13 protein-coding genes and 1 tRNA gene are annotated in these 16,411 nt (G+C 59.6%); 3 read left to right on the top strand and 11 right to left on the bottom strand.

What is annotated here, in order from left to right; all coding sequences use genetic code 11:
• Window positions 1-34: 34 nt before the first annotated feature.
• The 4 genes from rpsR to rnr all read right to left on the bottom strand — a co-directional run bounded on the left by rpsR (window position 35) and on the right by rnr (window position 4,435).
• A complete protein-coding gene (gene rpsR / locus JFT87_RS07520; protein ID WP_002551829.1) occupies window positions 35-265 on the bottom strand; it encodes a 30S ribosomal protein S18 in 231 nt (76 codons plus the stop codon).
• A gap of 28 nt (window positions 266-293) precedes the next feature.
• The gene (gene rpsF / locus JFT87_RS07515; protein WP_007939579.1) at window positions 294-716 is read right to left on the bottom strand and encodes a 30S ribosomal protein S6; all 423 of its coding nucleotides are present in this window, start codon (window positions 714-716) and stop codon (window positions 294-296) included.
• 315 nt (window positions 717-1,031) lie between these two features.
• The gene (gene rlmB / locus JFT87_RS07510; protein ID WP_201200145.1) at window positions 1,032-1,799 is read right to left on the bottom strand and encodes a 23S rRNA (guanosine(2251)-2'-O)-methyltransferase RlmB; all 768 of its coding nucleotides are present in this window, start codon (window positions 1,797-1,799) and stop codon (window positions 1,032-1,034) included.
• On the bottom strand, window positions 1,796-4,435 hold the full coding sequence (rnr, locus tag JFT87_RS07505) for a ribonuclease R (protein WP_201200143.1): 2,640 nt from the start codon (window positions 4,433-4,435) through the stop codon (window positions 1,796-1,798). The genes rlmB and rnr overlap by 4 nt, the downstream gene beginning before the upstream one ends.
• A 226-nt stretch (window positions 4,436-4,661) precedes the next feature.
• Between rnr and JFT87_RS07500 the strand changes: the two genes are divergently transcribed.
• From JFT87_RS07500 to JFT87_RS07490, 3 genes are all read left to right on the top strand, one after another.
• Window positions 4,662-4,748: transfer RNA gene (locus tag JFT87_RS07500), tRNA-Leu, on the top strand.
• 334 nt (window positions 4,749-5,082) lie between these two features.
• On the top strand, window positions 5,083-6,093 hold the full coding sequence (locus JFT87_RS07495; protein ID WP_201200141.1) for an extracellular solute-binding protein: 1,011 nt from the start codon (window positions 5,083-5,085) through the stop codon (window positions 6,091-6,093).
• The gene (locus JFT87_RS07490) at window positions 6,093-7,658 is read left to right on the top strand and encodes an ABC transporter permease (RefSeq protein WP_201200139.1); all 1,566 of its coding nucleotides are present in this window, start codon (window positions 6,093-6,095) and stop codon (window positions 7,656-7,658) included. Before JFT87_RS07495 ends, JFT87_RS07490 begins: the two co-directional genes overlap by 1 nt.
• 97 nt (window positions 7,659-7,755) lie before the next feature.
• Here JFT87_RS07490 and JFT87_RS07485 read toward each other — a convergent pair whose 3' ends face one another.
• The 7 genes from JFT87_RS07485 to hfq form a co-directional block, all read right to left on the bottom strand.
• Window positions 7,756-9,690 (bottom strand): methyl-accepting chemotaxis protein, encoded by a 1,935-nt coding sequence (locus tag JFT87_RS07485; RefSeq protein ID WP_201200137.1) that lies wholly within the window; start codon window positions 9,688-9,690, stop codon window positions 7,756-7,758.
• Between the two features lie 139 nt (window positions 9,691-9,829).
• Complete coding sequence (locus tag JFT87_RS07480) at window positions 9,830-11,122, bottom strand: adenylosuccinate synthase (protein ID WP_010464193.1); 1,293 nt, start codon at window positions 11,120-11,122, stop codon at window positions 9,830-9,832.
• Window positions 11,123-11,176: 54 nt separating this feature from the next.
• Window positions 11,177-12,364, bottom strand: a complete 1,188-nt coding sequence (locus tag JFT87_RS07475; RefSeq protein WP_201200135.1) for an ATP phosphoribosyltransferase regulatory subunit — start codon at window positions 12,362-12,364, stop codon at window positions 11,177-11,179.
• Between the two features lie 315 nt (window positions 12,365-12,679).
• Complete coding sequence (hflC, locus tag JFT87_RS07470) at window positions 12,680-13,549, bottom strand: protease modulator HflC (protein WP_201200133.1); 870 nt, start codon at window positions 13,547-13,549, stop codon at window positions 12,680-12,682.
• On the bottom strand, window positions 13,549-14,718 hold the full coding sequence (gene hflK / locus JFT87_RS07465; protein ID WP_201200130.1) for an FtsH protease activity modulator HflK: 1,170 nt from the start codon (window positions 14,716-14,718) through the stop codon (window positions 13,549-13,551). The genes hflC and hflK overlap by 1 nt, the downstream gene beginning before the upstream one ends.
• Before the next feature lie 96 nt (window positions 14,719-14,814).
• Window positions 14,815-16,116, bottom strand: a complete 1,302-nt coding sequence (hflX, locus tag JFT87_RS07460; RefSeq protein ID WP_201200127.1) for a ribosome rescue GTPase HflX — start codon at window positions 16,114-16,116, stop codon at window positions 14,815-14,817.
• Between the two features lie 12 nt (window positions 16,117-16,128).
• On the bottom strand, window positions 16,129-16,389 hold the full coding sequence (gene hfq / locus JFT87_RS07455; RefSeq protein WP_007902656.1) for an RNA chaperone Hfq: 261 nt from the start codon (window positions 16,387-16,389) through the stop codon (window positions 16,129-16,131).
• Window positions 16,390-16,411: the final 22 nt, after the last annotated feature.

The following is a 16,411-nucleotide window of genomic DNA, read 5'->3' as shown; positions in this document are numbered from 1 at the left end:
ATTCAATCCTTTGCTACGTGTCGACTGCCCGGTCTCAGCGGCCGTGGCTGTCGGTGTAGGCCAGCAGGGCCAGGAAGCGGGCGCGCTTGATAGCGGTGGCCAGCTGACGCTGATAACGAGCTTTGGTACCGGTGATACGGCTTGGAACAATTTTGCCGGTCTCGGATACGTATGCTTTCAGGGTGTTGAGATCTTTGTAATCGATCTCTTTCACGTCTTCAGCGGTGAAGCGGCAGAATTTACGACGACGGAAGAAACGTGCCATGTAATAGGCTCCTCAAAAGGTCCGTGGATTACTCGTCAGCGTTATCGCTGTTGTCGCTGTCATCACTGTCAACGCCTTCAGCGTCGGAGTGCTCAGGACGGTCGCGACGCTCACGGCGCTCACTGCGGTTTTCTTCAGCCTTGAGCATCTCGGATTGGCCAGTAACGGCTTCTTCGCGACGGATGACCAGGTTACGGATCACTGCATCGTTGTAGCGGAAGTTGTCTTCCAGCTCGGCCAGGGCCTTGCCAGTGCATTCAACGTTCAGCATCACGTAGTGAGCCTTGTGAACATTGTTGATTGCGTAGGCCAGTTGACGACGGCCCCAATCTTCCAGACGGTGGATTTTGCCGCCGTCTTCTTCGATCAGCTTGGTGTAACGCTCTACCATGCCGCCGACTTGCTCGCTTTGATCCGGGTGGACCAAAAAGATGATTTCGTAATGACGCATGAATGCTCCTTACGGGTTGTAGCCTGCCGTTCAAAAACGGTCAGACAAGGAGTGAATGACACTTATGGACTTGCCGGCGATAGACACATGCGTGCCTGCCGTCACAGCAAGGGGCGCAATTGTAGAGAAGGGACAGAAGAGGTGCAAGGCAATTGGTGATTATTTGAACAGTTCGTCCGCACACCGATTTTTGCCTCGCCACAAACCACTGTGGGAGCGAGCTTGCTCGCGATGAGGGCACAACATTCAATATTTATGCTGAATGTTACGCCGTTATCGCAAGCAAGCTCGCTCCCACAGGGATTACAACTTGGCTTAGGACTTTTTGCCGGTCCCGGCTGCTTTGACACTGCGCTGACGCTGAGCCTCGAACAGGCACACGCCGGTCGCTACGGAAACGTTGAGACTGCTGACGCTGCCGGTCATCGGCAAGTGCACCAGGTAGTCGCACAGATCGCGAGTCAGGCGACGCATGCCGCTGCCTTCAGCACCCATGATCAGGATGGTCGGGCCGGTCATGTCTTGCTGATACAGACTCTGCTCAGCCTCGCCCGCCGTGCCGACAACCCACAAGCCGCGCTGCTTGAGTTTTTCCAGGGTACGCGCCAGGTTGGTCACTGCCACCAACGGAATCACTTCCGCCGCGCCGCAGGCCACTTTACGGACCGTTGGGGTCAAGGTAGCTGACTTGTCCTTCGGCACGATCACCGCCAGTGCACCGGCCGCATCGGCCGAACGCAGGCAAGCTCCGAGGTTGTGCGGGTCGGTCACGCCGTCGAGCACCAGCAACAACGGTGCGCCTTCGCTGCGATCGAGCAGCTCGTCGAGCATCGCTTCGCCCCAGACCTGGCTCGGACTCACGTCCGCCACCACACCCTGGTGCACGCCATCAACCCAGGCGTCGAGTTCACGACGCTCGGCGTTGCCGACAGGCACGCGATTTTCATTCGCCAGCGCGATCAGCGCCTGTACACGCGGTTCGCTGCGGCCTTCAGCCAGCCAGATCTGCTTGACGCGTTTTGGGTGGTGACGCAGCAACGCTTCTACCGCATGCACGCCGTAGATTTTTTCCAACTGACTCATGACTTGGCCTTAGGTTTACGCGCCCCGCCGCTTTTGGCAGCTGGAGCCGAACCCGCTTTTGGCGGGCCTTTACGGTGTTTACTCGGTTTCGCTGGCTTGCCGCCGGGAGCCTTTTCAGGCGCCGACCGTCCGGTCTTTCCCCCAGACGCCGCTTTACCGCCGCTTTTCGCTTCAGACAGCAACGCCTGCTTCATTTCACGGCTTTTGCGCAGCTCGGCGTTTTTCGCCGCCGCATCGCTTGGGCGATAGGCTTCTGGAGCCTTTTCCTTGGCAGGACGACGACCGGTTTTCGCCGGAGCCGGTTCTGCAGCCGTTTTTGCAGCAGAGGCAGCAGGTGCGGTGGCTTCAGTACCGCGCTTCTTGCGACCGATCGGCGCGCTGATGGTCTTTTCAGCCATCTCGAAGTCGATCTTGCGTTCGTCGAGGTCTACGCGCATCACGCGCACTTCAACGGTGTCGCCGAGGCGGAAGCTACGACCGGTACGCTCACCGGCGAGGCGGTGGTGCACAGGATCGAAGTGGTAGTAATCGCCCGGCAGCGCGGTGACGTGCACCAGGCCTTCGACGTAGATGTCGGTCAGCTCGACGAACAGGCCGAAACCGGTCACGGCGGTGATCACACCAGGGAACGACTCGCCCACGCGGTCTTTCATGAACTCGCATTTGAGCCAGTTCACGACGTCGCGGGTCGCTTCGTCGGCACGGCGCTCGCTCATCGAGCACTGCTCGCCGAGTTGCTCCAGGGCCGCTTCGTCGTACGGATAGATACGCGCTTTCGGAATGGTCATCGCGCCGGCACGGCGAACGTGCGGCGTATCCTGCTTGGAATGGATGACGCTGCGGATCGCCCGGTGCGTGAGCAAGTCCGGGTAGCGGCGGATCGGCGAGGTGAAGTGGGTATAGGCTTCGTAATTCAGGCCAAAGTGGCCCTGGTTATCAGCGCTGTACACCGCCTGGCTCAACGAACGCAGCATGACGGTCTGGATCAGGTGGAAATCCGGACGGTCCTTGATGCTCGCCAGCAATGCCTGGTAATCCTTCGGCGACGGGCCGTCCTTGCCTTTGTGCAGGGACAGGCCGAGCTCGCCCAGGAAGGCGCGCAGTTTTTCCAGACGCTCCGGTGGCGGACCGTTGTGCACGCGATACAGCGCAGGAATTTCGTGTTTCTTCAGGAATTCAGCCGTGGCCACGTTGGCCGCCAGCATGCACTCCTCGATCAGTTTGTGCGCATCGTTACGCACGGTCGGACGGATTTCAGCAATCTTGCGCTCGGTGCCGAAGATGATCCGGGTTTCCTGGGTTTCGAAATCGATCGCACCACGTACGTGACGAGCACCCAGCAGCACTTTGTACAGTGCGTAAAGCTGCTTCAGGTGTGGCAGAACGTCGGTGTACTCGCCACGAAGCTGACGCGCTTCGGTGAGTTTCGGCGTTTCGAGCATCGCGCTGACTTTGTTGTAAGTCAGGCGAGCGTGGGAGTGGATCACCGCTTCGTAGAAGCAGTAGTCGGTCATCTCGCCGGATTTGGAGATGGTCATCTCGCAAACCATGGCCAGGCGATCGACGTGCGGGTTCAGCGAGCACAGGCCGTTGGATAGTTGCTCTGGCAGCATCGGCACGACGCGCTCGGGGAAGTACACCGAGTTGCCACGAACCTGGGATTCGTTGTCCAGCGCCGAACCGATTTTCACGTAGCTGGAGACGTCGGCAATCGCCACGTACAACTTCCAGCCACCGGAGAACAGGCGCAGCTTGCCTGGCTTGGATTCGCAGTAAACCGCGTCATCGAAGTCGCGCGCATCTTCACCGTCGATGGTTACGAACGGCAGATGGCGCAGGTCGATGCGCTTCTCTTTGTCTTTCTCTTCGACTTCCGGCTTGAGCTTGGCGGCTTCTTTCAACACCGCCTCAGGCCATACGTGCGGGATATCGTACGCGCGCAGGGCGACGTCGATTTCCATGCCCGGCGCCATGTAGTTACCCACAACTTCAACCACATCGCCTTGCGGCTGGAAGCGTGGTGTCGGCCAGTGAGTGATCTTCACTTCAACGAATTGACCGATCTGGGCGTTGGCGTTGCGGCCCGGGGTAACCAGCACTTCTTGCTGGATCTTCGGGTTATCCGCGACCACGAAGCCGATACCGCCCTCTTCGAAGTAACGACCGACGATGGTCTCGTGAGCACGGGACACCACTTCGACGATCATCCCTTCGCGTCGACCGCGACGGTCCAGGCCGGAAACACGGGCCAGGGCACGGTCGCCGTCGAATACCAGGCGCATTTGCGCCGGGCTCATGAACAGGTCGTCACTGCCGTCGTCCGGGACCAGGAAGCCGAAGCCGTCACGGTGACCGCTGATGCGGCCCAGGATCAGGTCGAGCTTGTCCACCGGCGCATAAGTGCCGCGACGGGTATAGATGAGTTGAGCGTCGCGCTCCATGGCGCGCAGGCGGCGGCGCAGGGCTTCGAGCTGGTCTTCTGTGGTCAGACCAAACTCTTCGACCAGCTGCTCGCGGTTAGCAGGCGAACCTCGATCAGCAAGGTGCTGAAGGATCAGTTCGCGGCTAGGAATAGGGTTTTCATATTTTTCCGCTTCACGAGCGGCCTCGGGATCGAGGGACTGCCAATCGGCCATTAGAGAGTTTTCACCTTGTCTATATGCGGGTTAGTTTGGCATAGGCGTAATGAAACGGGAAATTTCAGGCTGTGACAGCCCATCTAAAGCCCTTTATCGACACCGCGAAGCTGAATTAAATGCCACCGGCGAAATATTCCCGGTTTTTTTGATGCAAGGGGTTTACAGTTAAAAAGACGCTCCGTATAGTGCGCGCCATCGACGACGCACTAGCGTTGCCGATACTGCCCAGATGGTGAAATTGGTAGACACGCCAGCTTCAGGTGCTGGTGACCGCAAGGTCGTGGAAGTTCGAGTCTTCTTCTGGGCACCAATTCAAATTTCAGAGCTCGCTCTGGGATTTCACAAAAACCCGCGAAAGCGGGTTTTTGCGTTTCTGGCCTGAAAAAACCCTTCGGCACCGCTTTTTTGTGGCGAGGGAGCTTGCTCCCGCTGGGGTGCGAAGCGGCCCCCTCCCCTTCCCGATAAACCTTATGATCCGGTTTTACGACTGCTTCGCAGCCGAACGGGAGCAAGCCCCCTCGCCACAAAAGCCCGCACTAGCCACCTTCGGCCAACCCTCTACCAGCCCGCAAGGCGCACTTGAGAAGCAATATCGTTTATCATTGTTGCAAGTTTTTGCAATGCGACAGTGAGGAACCCTGCGAATGATGTTTCGAAATACCCTGCGCCGCGGCCTGACCTTTACCCTCCTCGGCCTGGCACTCGCCACTCCCCTCACCCAAGCCGCCGACCCGGTATCCCTGACGCTCTATAACGGCCAACACAAGGAAGTCGGCGACGCTGTCGCCAAAGCCTTTGAAGCCAAGACCGGGATTCACGTCAATGTGCGTAAAGGCAGCAGCAACCAGCTCGCCAGCCAGGTCGTCGAAGAAGGCGATCGCTCCCCGGCCGATGTGATCTACACCGAAGAATCGCCGCCACTGAACAAGCTCGGCGAACAAGGCCTGCTGGCTCAGGCCGATGCCGCCACCCTCGCCGTCCTGCCGAAAGATTACGTCGCGAGCAACGGCACCTGGATCGGCATCACCGCCCGGGTCCGCGTGGTCGCCTTCAACCCGAAACTGGTCGATGAAAAAGACCTGCCGAAATCGGTCATGGAATTCTCCGATCCAAAATGGCAAGGCAAGGTCGGTTTCGTGCCTTCCAGCGGCGCCTTCCAGGAACAAGCCGTGGCGATCATCAAGACCCACGGCATGGACGCTGCCGAAGAATGGCTGACCGGCCTGCGCGCGTTCGGCAAGGTTTACAGCAACAACATGGTCGCCCTCAAAGCCGTGGAAAACGGCGAAGTCGCGACCGTGCTGGTGAACAACTATTACTGGTTCGCCTTGCAGCGCGAAAAAGGCCAGCTCGACTCGAAACTGCATTACTTCACTGGCGGCGACGTCGGCGGACTGATCACCGTTTCCAGCGCTGCCGTGCTGAAATCCAGCAAACATCCAAAAGAAGCCCAGCAATTGCTCGCCTACATGGCCAGTGAAGAAGGTCAGCGCGTGATCACCCAGACCACTGCCGAATACCCGCTGCACAAAGGCATGGAATCGGATCGTGGGCTCAAACCGTTCAGCGAACTCGAAGCCCCCAAAGTCACGCCAGCCGACCTCGGCAATGCCGAAGAAGCTCTGGATCTGGAACGTGATGTTGGCTTGAACTGATGTGCGCATCGCTATCCGCCCCCGCCGCGCCTGGGGGTTACGTGCCACGACGTAAACGGCCGTCGATCTGGCTGCTGCTGCCAGTGTTATTGCTGGTTGTGCTCAGCTTGCTGCCGCTAGCCTATGTCGGTCTCAAAACCTGGCAGGCAGGCTGGGCCGAAGCGCTGCATCTGCTGTGGCGGCCGTATGTGTTTGGCCTGCTGCGCAACACCCTGTCGCTGATGATTGGCGTGACCCTGGCTTGCGGCGTGATCGGCCTGTCGCTGGCCTGGCTGCTGGAGCGCAGCAACCTGAAGGGACGGCGACTGTGGGGCGTGATCCTGTGCTTGCCATTTGCGGTGCCGGCGTTTGTCAGTAGCTTTACCTGGGTTTCCCTCAGCGCTCATTTCGAAGGCTTGGGCGGGGCGATTCTGGTGATGACCTTGTCCAAGTATCCGCTGGTATTTCTGCCGGTGGCGGCGACGCTGCGCAATCTTGACCCATCGCTGGAAGAGTCCGCCCGCACCCTGGGGCTGAATCGCTGGGGCGTGTTTTTCAGAATCACCCTGCCACTGCTTTGGCCTTCCTTGCTGGCCGGTTCGCTGCTGATCGCGCTGCACATGCTGGTGGAGTTCGGCGCGCTGTCGATCATTGGCCTGCAGACGTTCACCACGGCGATCTATCAACAGTTCGAACTGGAATTCAGCAACGCCAATGCCGCGATGCTCTCGGCGGTGCTTCTGGCGCTTTGCCTGGTGTTGCTGTGGCTTGAGTTGCGCGTGCGCGGCAAGGGCCGACATGTACGCACCGGCCAGGGCGCGGCGCGCCATGCAGAACAGGTTCGACTCGGGCCTTGGGCCTTCACTGGACAGGCTTACTGCCTGGCGCTGGCGCTCATCGGCAGCGGCATTCCGCTGGGAATGCTGGCGTACTGGCTGGTAGTCGGCTCGTCGGCAGCGTTCCCGGTGGCGGCGATCAGTGAAGCATTGCTGTCGTCCTTGGCGCTATCGCTGGGCGGCGCGGCGTTGTGCCTGGTGCTGGCGGTGCCGGTGGGGTTGCTGGTGGTGCGTTACAAAGGTCAGCTGGCGATCTGGGCCGAGCGCTTGCCGTATCTGCTGCATGCGCTGCCAGGCCTGGTGATCGCACTGACCCTGGTGTATTTCGCCCTGCACTATGTGCCGGCGCTGTACCAGACGTCGATGCTGTTGCTGATCGCCTATGCGCTGCTGTTTCTGCCGCTGGCCCAGGCGCCGATTCGCACGGCGCTGAACAAGGCTGCGCCGCAACTGGAAGAGGCCGCTCGCACACTGGGTGCGTCGTCATTCAGCGCGTTTTGCCGAGTGACATTGCCGATCATTTTTCCGGCACTCGGCGCAGCGTTTGCGCTGGTGTTTCTGGATGCGATGAAGGAACTCACGGCGACGTTGCTGCTGAGTCCGACCGGGCTGAATACGCTGGCGACGGAGGTTTGGGCGCATACCGCGAATGTGGAGTTTGCGGCGGCGGCGCCTTATGCGGCGTTGTTGATTTTGGTGTCGGGGCTGCCGGTTTATCTGTTGACGACGCGGATGTATTTGAGCCGCTGAAAAGCTTCGCGGGCAAGCCTCACTCCTACAAGGGATCGCATGGTCCTTGTAGGAGCGAGGCTTGCCCGCGAAAGCGTCAGACCTGCAAACAAAAGGCTTAAGCCCTGAACTGCCCCAGGCTCGCCTTCAATTGCGCCGCCAACCCATCCAGCACCTTCCCACTGGCCGTGGTCTCCACCACCGCCTGAGCCGCTTTCTCAGCCTGGGCATGAATGGTCTCAACCCGTCCACGCACGGCTTGCGCGCCTTGCGCCTGATGCGCCGCGGCCTGGGTCGCCAGACCAATCGCCGCATGCACCTGCTCAACCGACACCTGCACCGACTGCTGCAGCCGCGCACTGTCACGCAATACCAACAAACCTTCGCTGGCCTGACGCCCGGCCTGACCAATCGCCGCCACCGCCTCACGCGCACCTTGCTGCAAGGCCACGATGTGCGCCTGGATGTCGCCGGTAGAGCTTTGGGTCTTGCTCGCCAGCGCCCGCACTTCGTCAGCCACCACCGCAAAGCCGCGACCGGTCTCACCAGCCCGCGCCGCTTCGATGGCTGCGTTCAGCGCCAACAGGTTGGTTTGCTCGGCGATCCCGTGAATCACCGTCAGCACCACTTCAATCTGTTCACTTTGCTGCGCCAGACGCTCGATCACCTTCGCCCCGGTGTCGACTTGCCCAGCCAACGCTTCGATCAGACTGCCGACCTTCGCCGAAGTCCGAGTGTTCTCGTCAGTCGCCGAACGGATGTCTACCACTTGCTGCAACGCCGCTTGCATCGCATGACTTTCAGACTGAGCCTCATCAGCCATTTGCGACAACGCGCGCAGGCTCTCGGCCACTTCATCACGCTGCATACCGGCCGCCGCATCAGCCCCGGCATTGCGCAAGGTCATCGCACCGATTTCCACACCAGTGCGCTGGGCCACGTCGCCCGCTTCACGCACGATCGGCTGCAACTTATCCACAAAGCGATTGACCGCCGAGGCCATGTCGCCGATTTCGTCCTTGCTGTTGATCTGCACACGCTTGGTCAGGTCACCCTCACCCGCCGCCAGGTCATCCATGGCCGCAATCAGCATTTTCAGGCGATTGACCACTCGACGACCCAACACCACGGCCAGCAACAGCAACACACCGAAACCTACAATCGCCAGGCCCATGCCGATGCGCCAGCGCAAAGTACCCGCCGCTTCCTGCACGGTGTTGGTGGTGTTGGCCTGCATTTGCGAAGCGGTGGACTGCGCCGACTTCAGACGTGCGCCCATTGCCGCCGCGCTGTCCGCCGCCGCGCCTTTGAGGCTATCGCCGACCAACTGATCACTGCTGGCGATCAGCGCCGAGAAGCGCTTGTCGAGAGCCGCCAAATCGACTTCCACCGACGCTGTGGAGACACCCATCAAGACCTTGCCGATTTCCACGCCATTGGGGCTGATTGAGGCTTCGAGGTAGTAGACCGATGGATCGTTCTTCGCCGCATCCAGCACTTTGTCCAATGCCCGCTCGCCCTGGCCCTTCTCCAGCAGCGCCTTGTTGATCGGGTTCTCGCGGTTCAAATAGCGCGTCAGATGCTGGCCGGTGGCGTCGTCGTAGATCACGAACAACACGTTCGGATTGCGCTGGGCCCGACGAGCGAATTCAGACAGGGTCGGAACGTCGCTGTCCCACATGGCGCGAGGTGCGACCGAGGCCAGAAGCTGCGCCATGTCGTTGGCGGAGTCCTTCAGGTCTTTTTCCAATGTCGTACGCAACTGCGCCTGCTCATCCTTCAGACGCGAGGACAAACCGGCGGTAAGGCGCTGACGGGTATTGGTGGACAAGCTATCCAGACTCGACGTGACTTCACGCCCCGCCTGCTCCAGCTCACCAGAGAGCTTTTGACTGTCGACCCCCAAGCGATTTCCAAGATCGGCTTCCAATGCGGTGACTGTGCTCCGAGTCAGAGCGACGGCGACCAGCACTTGCACCAATAGGGCGATACCAAGGGTAACGAACACGGGCCGCAGAAGACGGCTTTGTAACAGTGAGAGAATGGCTGACACGGGAATATCCCTCTGCTTTGACGCCATTAAATTGATGGCACGCCAGAAGGGATAATTACAGCAAAGGTTGTGCCGTCCTGCAGGCATAAACGACAAAGGCCCCAATTAAGGGGCCTTTGTGTTTTACATCAACGACTTATTAAGCGAACGGGTGACGCAAAACGATGGTCTCGTTGCGGTCCGGGCCCGTCGAAATAATGTCAATCGGCGCGCCGACCAACTCTTCGACGCGTTTGATGTAGTTACGAGCAGCTTGCGGCAGCTCTTCCAGGGTCTTGGCACCGACGGTGGATTCGGTCCAGCCTGGCATCTCTTCGTACACTGGCTCGAGGCCGATGTAGCTGTCGGCGTCGGTCGGTGCGTCGATCACTGCACCATCCTGGTTCTTGTAGCCAACACAGATGTTGATGGTTTCCAGACCGTCCAGCACGTCCAGCTTGGTCAGGCACAGGCCCGAGATGCTGTTGACGTCGATAGCGCGACGCAGGATAACGGCGTCGAACCAGCCGCAACGACGGGCACGGCCGGTGGTAGCACCGAACTCGTGGCCACGCTTGGCCAGGAACGCGCCAACGTCGTCGAACAGCTCAGTCGGGAACGGACCCGAACCCACGCGAGTGGTGTAGGCCTTGGTGATGCCGAGGATGTAATCCAGGTACATCGGACCAAAACCCGAACCGGTAGCGATGCCGCCCGCAGTGGTGTTGGAGCTGGTGACGTACGGGTAGGTCCCGTGGTCGATGTCCAGCAGGGAGCCTTGGGCGCCTTCGAACATGATGTCTTTGCCAGCGCGACGCAGCTCGTGCAGCTCGGCGGTGACGTCGAGCATCATCGGCTTGAGCAGCTCGGCGTATTCCATGCACTCGTCGAGTGTTTTCTGGAAGTCGATCGCTGGCTCTTTGTAGTAATTGACCAGAACGAAGTTGTGGTAATCCAGCAACTCGCCCAGCTTGGCGGCGAAACGCTCACGGTGGAACAGGTCACCGATGCGCAGACCGCGACGGGCAACCTTGTCTTCGTAAGCCGGGCCGATGCCGCGACCGGTGGTGCCGATCTTCAGCTCGCCGCGGGCCTTTTCACGCGCCTGGTCCAGCGCAACGTGATAGGACAGGATCAGCGGGCAGGAAGGGCTGATACGCAGGCGCTCGCGCACCGGTACACCTTTCTCTTCCAGCTTGATGATCTCGCGCAGCAGAGCGTCCGGTGCAACCACCACGCCGTTGCCGATCAGGCACTGCACGCCTTCGCGCAGCACGCCCGACGGGATCAGGTGCAAGACGGTTTTTTCGCCGTCGATCACCAGGGTGTGGCCAGCGTTGTGGCCACCTTGGTAGCGCACTACGGCGGCAGCATGTTCGGTCAGCAGATCAACGATCTTGCCTTTGCCCTCATCACCCCATTGGGTGCCCAGGACTACGACATTCTTACCCATAACACTTGTCCTCATTCGCGCAAACTTGGTGCCGGCAGCCGCCGGCAGGAAAACTCAAGAAGCCAGCGGCAATACTTGCCAAAGCCCGTTCTGCTGAATCAATTGCCGGTCGCAGTCCGCTTCACGGGCGGCGGCCAATGGTTGCCCAGGCAACGCCTGAACGACACGCTGACCCTCACTGCGCAACTGACAAACCTGCTGCCAGAGTGCCGCATCCGTACTGTCAGGCATCCAGATACCGCCAGACGGTAGCTCGATCTCAGCACGCCCCAGGGTCACCAGGGTTTTTAAATCGGTAGAGAAACCCGTTGCCGGGCGGGCACGACCGAAGTCGGCGCCGATGTCGTCGTAACGACCGCCCTGGGCAATGGATTGGCCAACACCCGGTACGAACACCGCGAACACCACACCGGTGTGGTAGTGATAGCCGCGCAGTTCGCCCAGATCGAAGTAAAGCGGTAATTCCGGGAAACGCGTGGACAGACGGTCGGCAATCGCCAGCAAGTCTTCCAGCGCAGCCAGTACCGGCGCCGGCGCATTGGCCAGACGCTCACGGGCAGCGCTCAACACTTCACGGCCGCCACACAGGTCGACCAGCGCTCGCAACATGCCCGACAGATCGGCAGGCAGGCCTTCGGTCAAGGTAATGACCTCGTCGATAGCCTTGCGTTGCAATGCGTCGAACAATTGTTGCTCGACTTCACCGGACAAACCGGCGGCGCGGGCCAGGCCACGGTAGATACCTACATGACCGAGGTCCATGTGCACGTCTGGCACATCGGCCAGTTGCAGCATGGCCAGCATCAGGCTGATAACTTCCACGTCGCTGCTCGGGCTGGCGTCGCCGTACAACTCGGCGCCCAACTGGATCGGGCTGCGCGAAGACGACAACGCCCGCGGCTGAGCATGCAGCACGCTGCCGGCATAGCACAGACGGCTCGGGCCTTCGCGACGCAGGGTGTGCGCATCGATGCGCGCCACTTGCGGCGTGATGTCCGCACGGAAACCCATCTGCCGGCCCGATTGCGGGTCGATGACCTTGAAGGTACGCAGATCCAGGTCCTGGCCCGCGCCGGTCAGCAGGGATTCCAGGTACTCGATATGGGGAGTCACGACAAACTCGTAACCCCAGCTCTGGAACAGATCCAACACCTGGCGGCGCGCTACTTCAATGCGCGCCGCTTCTGGTGGCAGTACTTCTTCGATGCCATCTGGCAGCAGCCAGCGGTCTACCGTTGCCATTACGCCATTCCCCTATGATCCGGGCGGCCAGCCGTTGGGCGAGCCTTGAGTGAAGCAGAAAATGATCGGCTCATGTGCAAACCACGCGCATGAACGACGTGGCGAAAAGCCTGAAACCGGCTTCGCCAATCACTTTCCTCGAAAAACCGGTCGAGTCATTCAACTCGGACGCCTGCCAAAAAACCGCAATCAAACGTGCAGACGCAAAAAAGCCGGGAATTTCCCGGCTGCCGCATCATACACACGTTTTCCCAAAGGATCACCCCGCCGCAGGTTTTAGCTGCCAGGCGGGGGATGATTCAGGTCAACGTTGTATCAAGGCTTGGACTTTTCCAGATAACGGAAGAAGTCGCTGCTTGGGTCGAGGACCATGACGTCGGTTTTGTTCGCGAAGCTTTCACGGTAGGCACGCAGGCTACGGTAGAAACCGTAGAACTCCTGATCCTGGCCGTAAGCCTTGGAGTAGATCGCAGCAGCCTGGGCGTCACCGTCACCGCGAACCTCTTCGGATTCACGATACGCTTCGGCCAGCAACACGCGGCGTTGACGATCGGCGTCGGCACGGATGCCTTCAGCCAACTCGTTACCCTTGGCGCGGTGCTCGCGAGCTTCACGCTCACGCTCGGTGCTCATACGTTCGAACACACTGCGGTTTACTTCTTTCGGCAGATCGATGGCCTTGACCCGAACATCGACAACTTCGATACCCAGCTCTTTTTCCGCCATCTTGTTCAGCGAAGCGGTGATGTCAGCCATCAGCGCGTCACGTTCACCGGAAACCACTTCGTGCAGGGTGCGCTTACCAAACTGGTCACGCAGGCCCGATTCCAGACGACGGGACAGACGCTCGTCAGCAATCTGCTTGAGGCCGGACGTTGCGGTGTAGAAGCGCTCGGCATCTTTCACGCGCCACTTGGCGAAGGCGTCAACCATGACGGCTTTCTTTTCCAGCGTCAGGAAGCGTTGTGTCGGTGCATCCAGTGTCATCAGGCGTGCGTCGAATTTGCGCACCTGGTTAACGTAAGGCACTTTCACATGCAGGCCTGGCTGAACATCAGTCTGGACCACGCGACCGAACTGCAGCATCACCGCACGCTCGGTCTGAGCCACGATGTAGAAGCAGTTCCAGCCAACCAGCAGCACAACGACGCCAACGATCAGGGCGATCAGCGATTTATTGCTCATCAGCGGGTCTCCCTTGTGCGCGTTTGCGGCAAGTCAGTGACATGCGGCGCGACATCCGTGTTGCTATTGGCGGCGGCAGAACCGGTTACCGGCGCATTACCGCCTGAACTGTTCTGAATCATCTTGTCCAGCGGCAAGTACAGCAGATTGCTCTGGCCATTCTTGTTGCCGGTCACGAGAACCTTGCTGGTGTTGGTGAAGACTTCCTGCATGGTGTCCAGGTACAGACGCTGGCGGGTAACTTCGGGTGCCTTGCGATACTCGGCCACCAGTTTGGTGAAGCGATCAGCCTCACCCTTGGCGCGCGATACCGTTTCGTCACGGTAACCGTTGGCATCTTCAAGGATACGCTGGGCCTGACCACGGGCTTCCGGCACGACGCCGTTGGCGTAGGTTTCAGCCTGGTTGCGCGAACGCTGCTCGTCTTCACGGGCACGGATCACGTCATCGAAGGCTTCCTGGACTTCACGCGGTGCCGCTGCGTTCTGTACGTTGACCTGGGTGACGGTGATACCGGTGCGATAGGTATCGAGGAAGCGTTGCAGACGCTCCTTGATTTCGCTGGCCATCAACTCACGACCTTCGGTCAGGACCTGATCCATCGCGGTGGAACCCACCACATGGCGCAAGGCGCTGTCGGTCGCTTGCTGCAGGCTGATTTCCGGCTGATCGACGTTCAGCACGAAATCCTGCAGGTTGCTGATCTTGTACTGCACGGTCAGCGGCACTTCGACGATGTTCTCGTCTTCGGTCAGCATCTGGCCTTGCTTGGTGTACGAACGCTCGCGCGTCACGTTTTCCATGTACTTTTTATCGATCGGCGGGAAGTAGATGTTCAGGCCCGGGCCGACTGTTTCGTAGTACTTGCCGAAGCGCAGCACAACGGCTTGCTCCTGCTCGTCGACCACGTAGACCGCGCTGTACAGCCACACGGCTGCGAGCACGACCAGGCCGATGCCGAGCAGGCCGCCGAAGCCGCCACTCCTGCCCGAACCACCGCCGTCGTCACCACGTTTCTTACCACCACCGAACAACCCGTTCAGGCTTTCCTGCAGCTTTCGGAAGGCCTCGTCGAGATCCGGTGGTCCCTTGCGGTCGCCGTTATTGCGGCGCTTGCCACCCCAAGGATCCTGATTATTCGAGTTGCCACCCGGCTCATTCCAAGCCATAGCGCTCTCCATCTGATAAAGCAAAGACGCACCCACGGCGCGCCGACCAATGCTACAGAATGCCTGTCACCGCGGCACAACCGCTTTCTCAGGCTTTTATTGCAAAGTGTGTTGCTCGAGGAAATCCATCGGTTGCAGGCCTTCGCGGCTCACCAGTCGATTCAACTCGACCCGAGGCAAGCGAACGGCCAGCAGGCAGATGCCTTCTTCGTCGTGTTCTTCTTTCTGTACCGCGCCGAGCTCGAAAAACTGCGCACGCAGTCGAGCAAAGCGTTGCGGCAAGCGTAAGGTACCCACAAACAAATCACCGCCCAGCAACTCGGCAATGGCTTGCTCAAGCAATTCCAGACCACTTCCATCACGCGCCGACAGCCAGACCCGTTGGGGCTTGCCGTTTTCGTCGCGCTGGATTTGTGGCTCAACGCCTTCAAGCAAATCGAGTTTGTTATAGACCTCGAGGATCGGCAAGTCCTGGGCTCCGATCTCACCCAGCACCACCATCACCTGCTCGATCTGCAACATGCGATCCGGTTCGGCCGCATCGATCACGTGCAACAGCAGGTCTGAGTTGCTTGACTCTTCGAGCGTAGACCGAAACGCCTCGACCAGTTTGTGGGGCAAGTGGCGTATGAAACCCACAGTGTCGGCCAGGACAATCGGCCCCAGGTCGTCGAGTTCCAGACGGCGCAAGGTCGGGTCCAGCGTGGCGAACAACTGGTCAGCCGCGTACACGTCGGATTTCGTCACGTTATTGAAGAGCGTGGATTTGCCGGCGTTGGTATACCCCACCAGGGACACGGTAGGAATATCCGCACGCGAACGGCCGCGTCGCGACTGTTCGCGCTGACTGCGCACTTTTTCCAGCCGGCCCTTGATCTGTCGCAGGCGAACCCGCAGCAAACGGCGGTCGGTTTCCAACTGGGTTTCACCCGGGCCACGCATACCGATACCGCCACCTTGACGCTCAAGGTGGGTCCAGCCACGAACCAGCCGGGTGCTCATGTGGTCAAGCTGGGCCAGTTCTACCTGGAGCTTGCCTTCATGGGTACGGGCACGTTGGGCGAAAATATCGAGAATCAGACCGGTACGGTCGATCACGCGACACTCGAAAACACGTTCGAGGTTACGTTCCTGACTGGGCGTGAGGATGTGATTGAAGATGACCAGATCTGCCTTTTCGGCATGGACCAGGTCGCGCAGCTCCTCGACCTTGCCGCTGCCAATCAGGAATTTGGCGGTTGGCCGATGACGCGGCACGTTAAAAAACGCAACGGTCTCGGCGCCGGCCGAATTAGCCAACTCCTGAAACTCCTGCGGATCTTCGCGCGCCTCAGGGTCCTGTCCATCCAAGTGAACGAGGATCACTCGCTCACCACCACCGTGGCGCTCAAAGAACAAAGGAGACTCCTATCAGGCGTTACCTGGCTCAGCGTCACCTGCTTCGGATTCGGTTGCGCTAGGCAGACGAATTGGACGAACCGGCACCACTGTAGAGATAGCGTGTTTGTAAACCATCTGGCTAACGGTGTTTTTCAGCAGGATAACGAACTGGTCGAAAGACTCGATCGTGCCTTGCAGTTTGATCCCGTTGACCAGGTAGATGGAAACCCCAACTTTCTCTTTACGTAAAGTATTCAGGTAAGGGTCTTGTAGCGAATGCCCTTTTGACATGTGCCGCACTCCTTTAAGGATT

The sequence above is a fragment of the Pseudomonas sp. TH15 genome (assembly GCF_016651105.1).
Lineage (GTDB): Bacteria > Pseudomonadota > Gammaproteobacteria > Pseudomonadales > Pseudomonadaceae > Aquipseudomonas.
This window is presented reverse-complemented; position numbering and strand designations above follow the sequence as displayed.

Coding starts and splice junctions, on each gene's coding strand:
- rpsR (WP_002551829.1), bottom strand. CDS start 265: ATGGCACGTTTCTTCCGTCGTCGTAAATTCTGCCGCTTCACCGCTGAA.
- hfq (WP_007902656.1), bottom strand. CDS start 16,389: ATGTCAAAAGGGCATTCGCTACAAGACCCTTACCTGAATACTTTACGT.
- rlmB (WP_201200145.1), bottom strand. CDS start 1,799: ATGAGTCAGTTGGAAAAAATCTACGGCGTGCATGCGGTAGAAGCGTTG.
- hflK (WP_201200130.1), bottom strand. CDS start 14,718: ATGGCTTGGAATGAGCCGGGTGGCAACTCGAATAATCAGGATCCTTGG.
- JFT87_RS07495 (WP_201200141.1), top strand. CDS start 5,083: ATGATGTTTCGAAATACCCTGCGCCGCGGCCTGACCTTTACCCTCCTC.
- JFT87_RS07490 (WP_201200139.1), top strand. CDS start 6,093: ATGTGCGCATCGCTATCCGCCCCCGCCGCGCCTGGGGGTTACGTGCCA.
- hflC (WP_201200133.1), bottom strand. CDS start 13,549: ATGAGCAATAAATCGCTGATCGCCCTGATCGTTGGCGTCGTTGTGCTG.
- JFT87_RS07480 (WP_010464193.1), bottom strand. CDS start 11,122: ATGGGTAAGAATGTCGTAGTCCTGGGCACCCAATGGGGTGATGAGGGC.
- rpsF (WP_007939579.1), bottom strand. CDS start 716: ATGCGTCATTACGAAATCATCTTTTTGGTCCACCCGGATCAAAGCGAG.
- JFT87_RS07475 (WP_201200135.1), bottom strand. CDS start 12,364: ATGGCAACGGTAGACCGCTGGCTGCTGCCAGATGGCATCGAAGAAGTA.
- rnr (WP_201200143.1), bottom strand. CDS start 4,435: ATGGCCGATTGGCAGTCCCTCGATCCCGAGGCCGCTCGTGAAGCGGAA.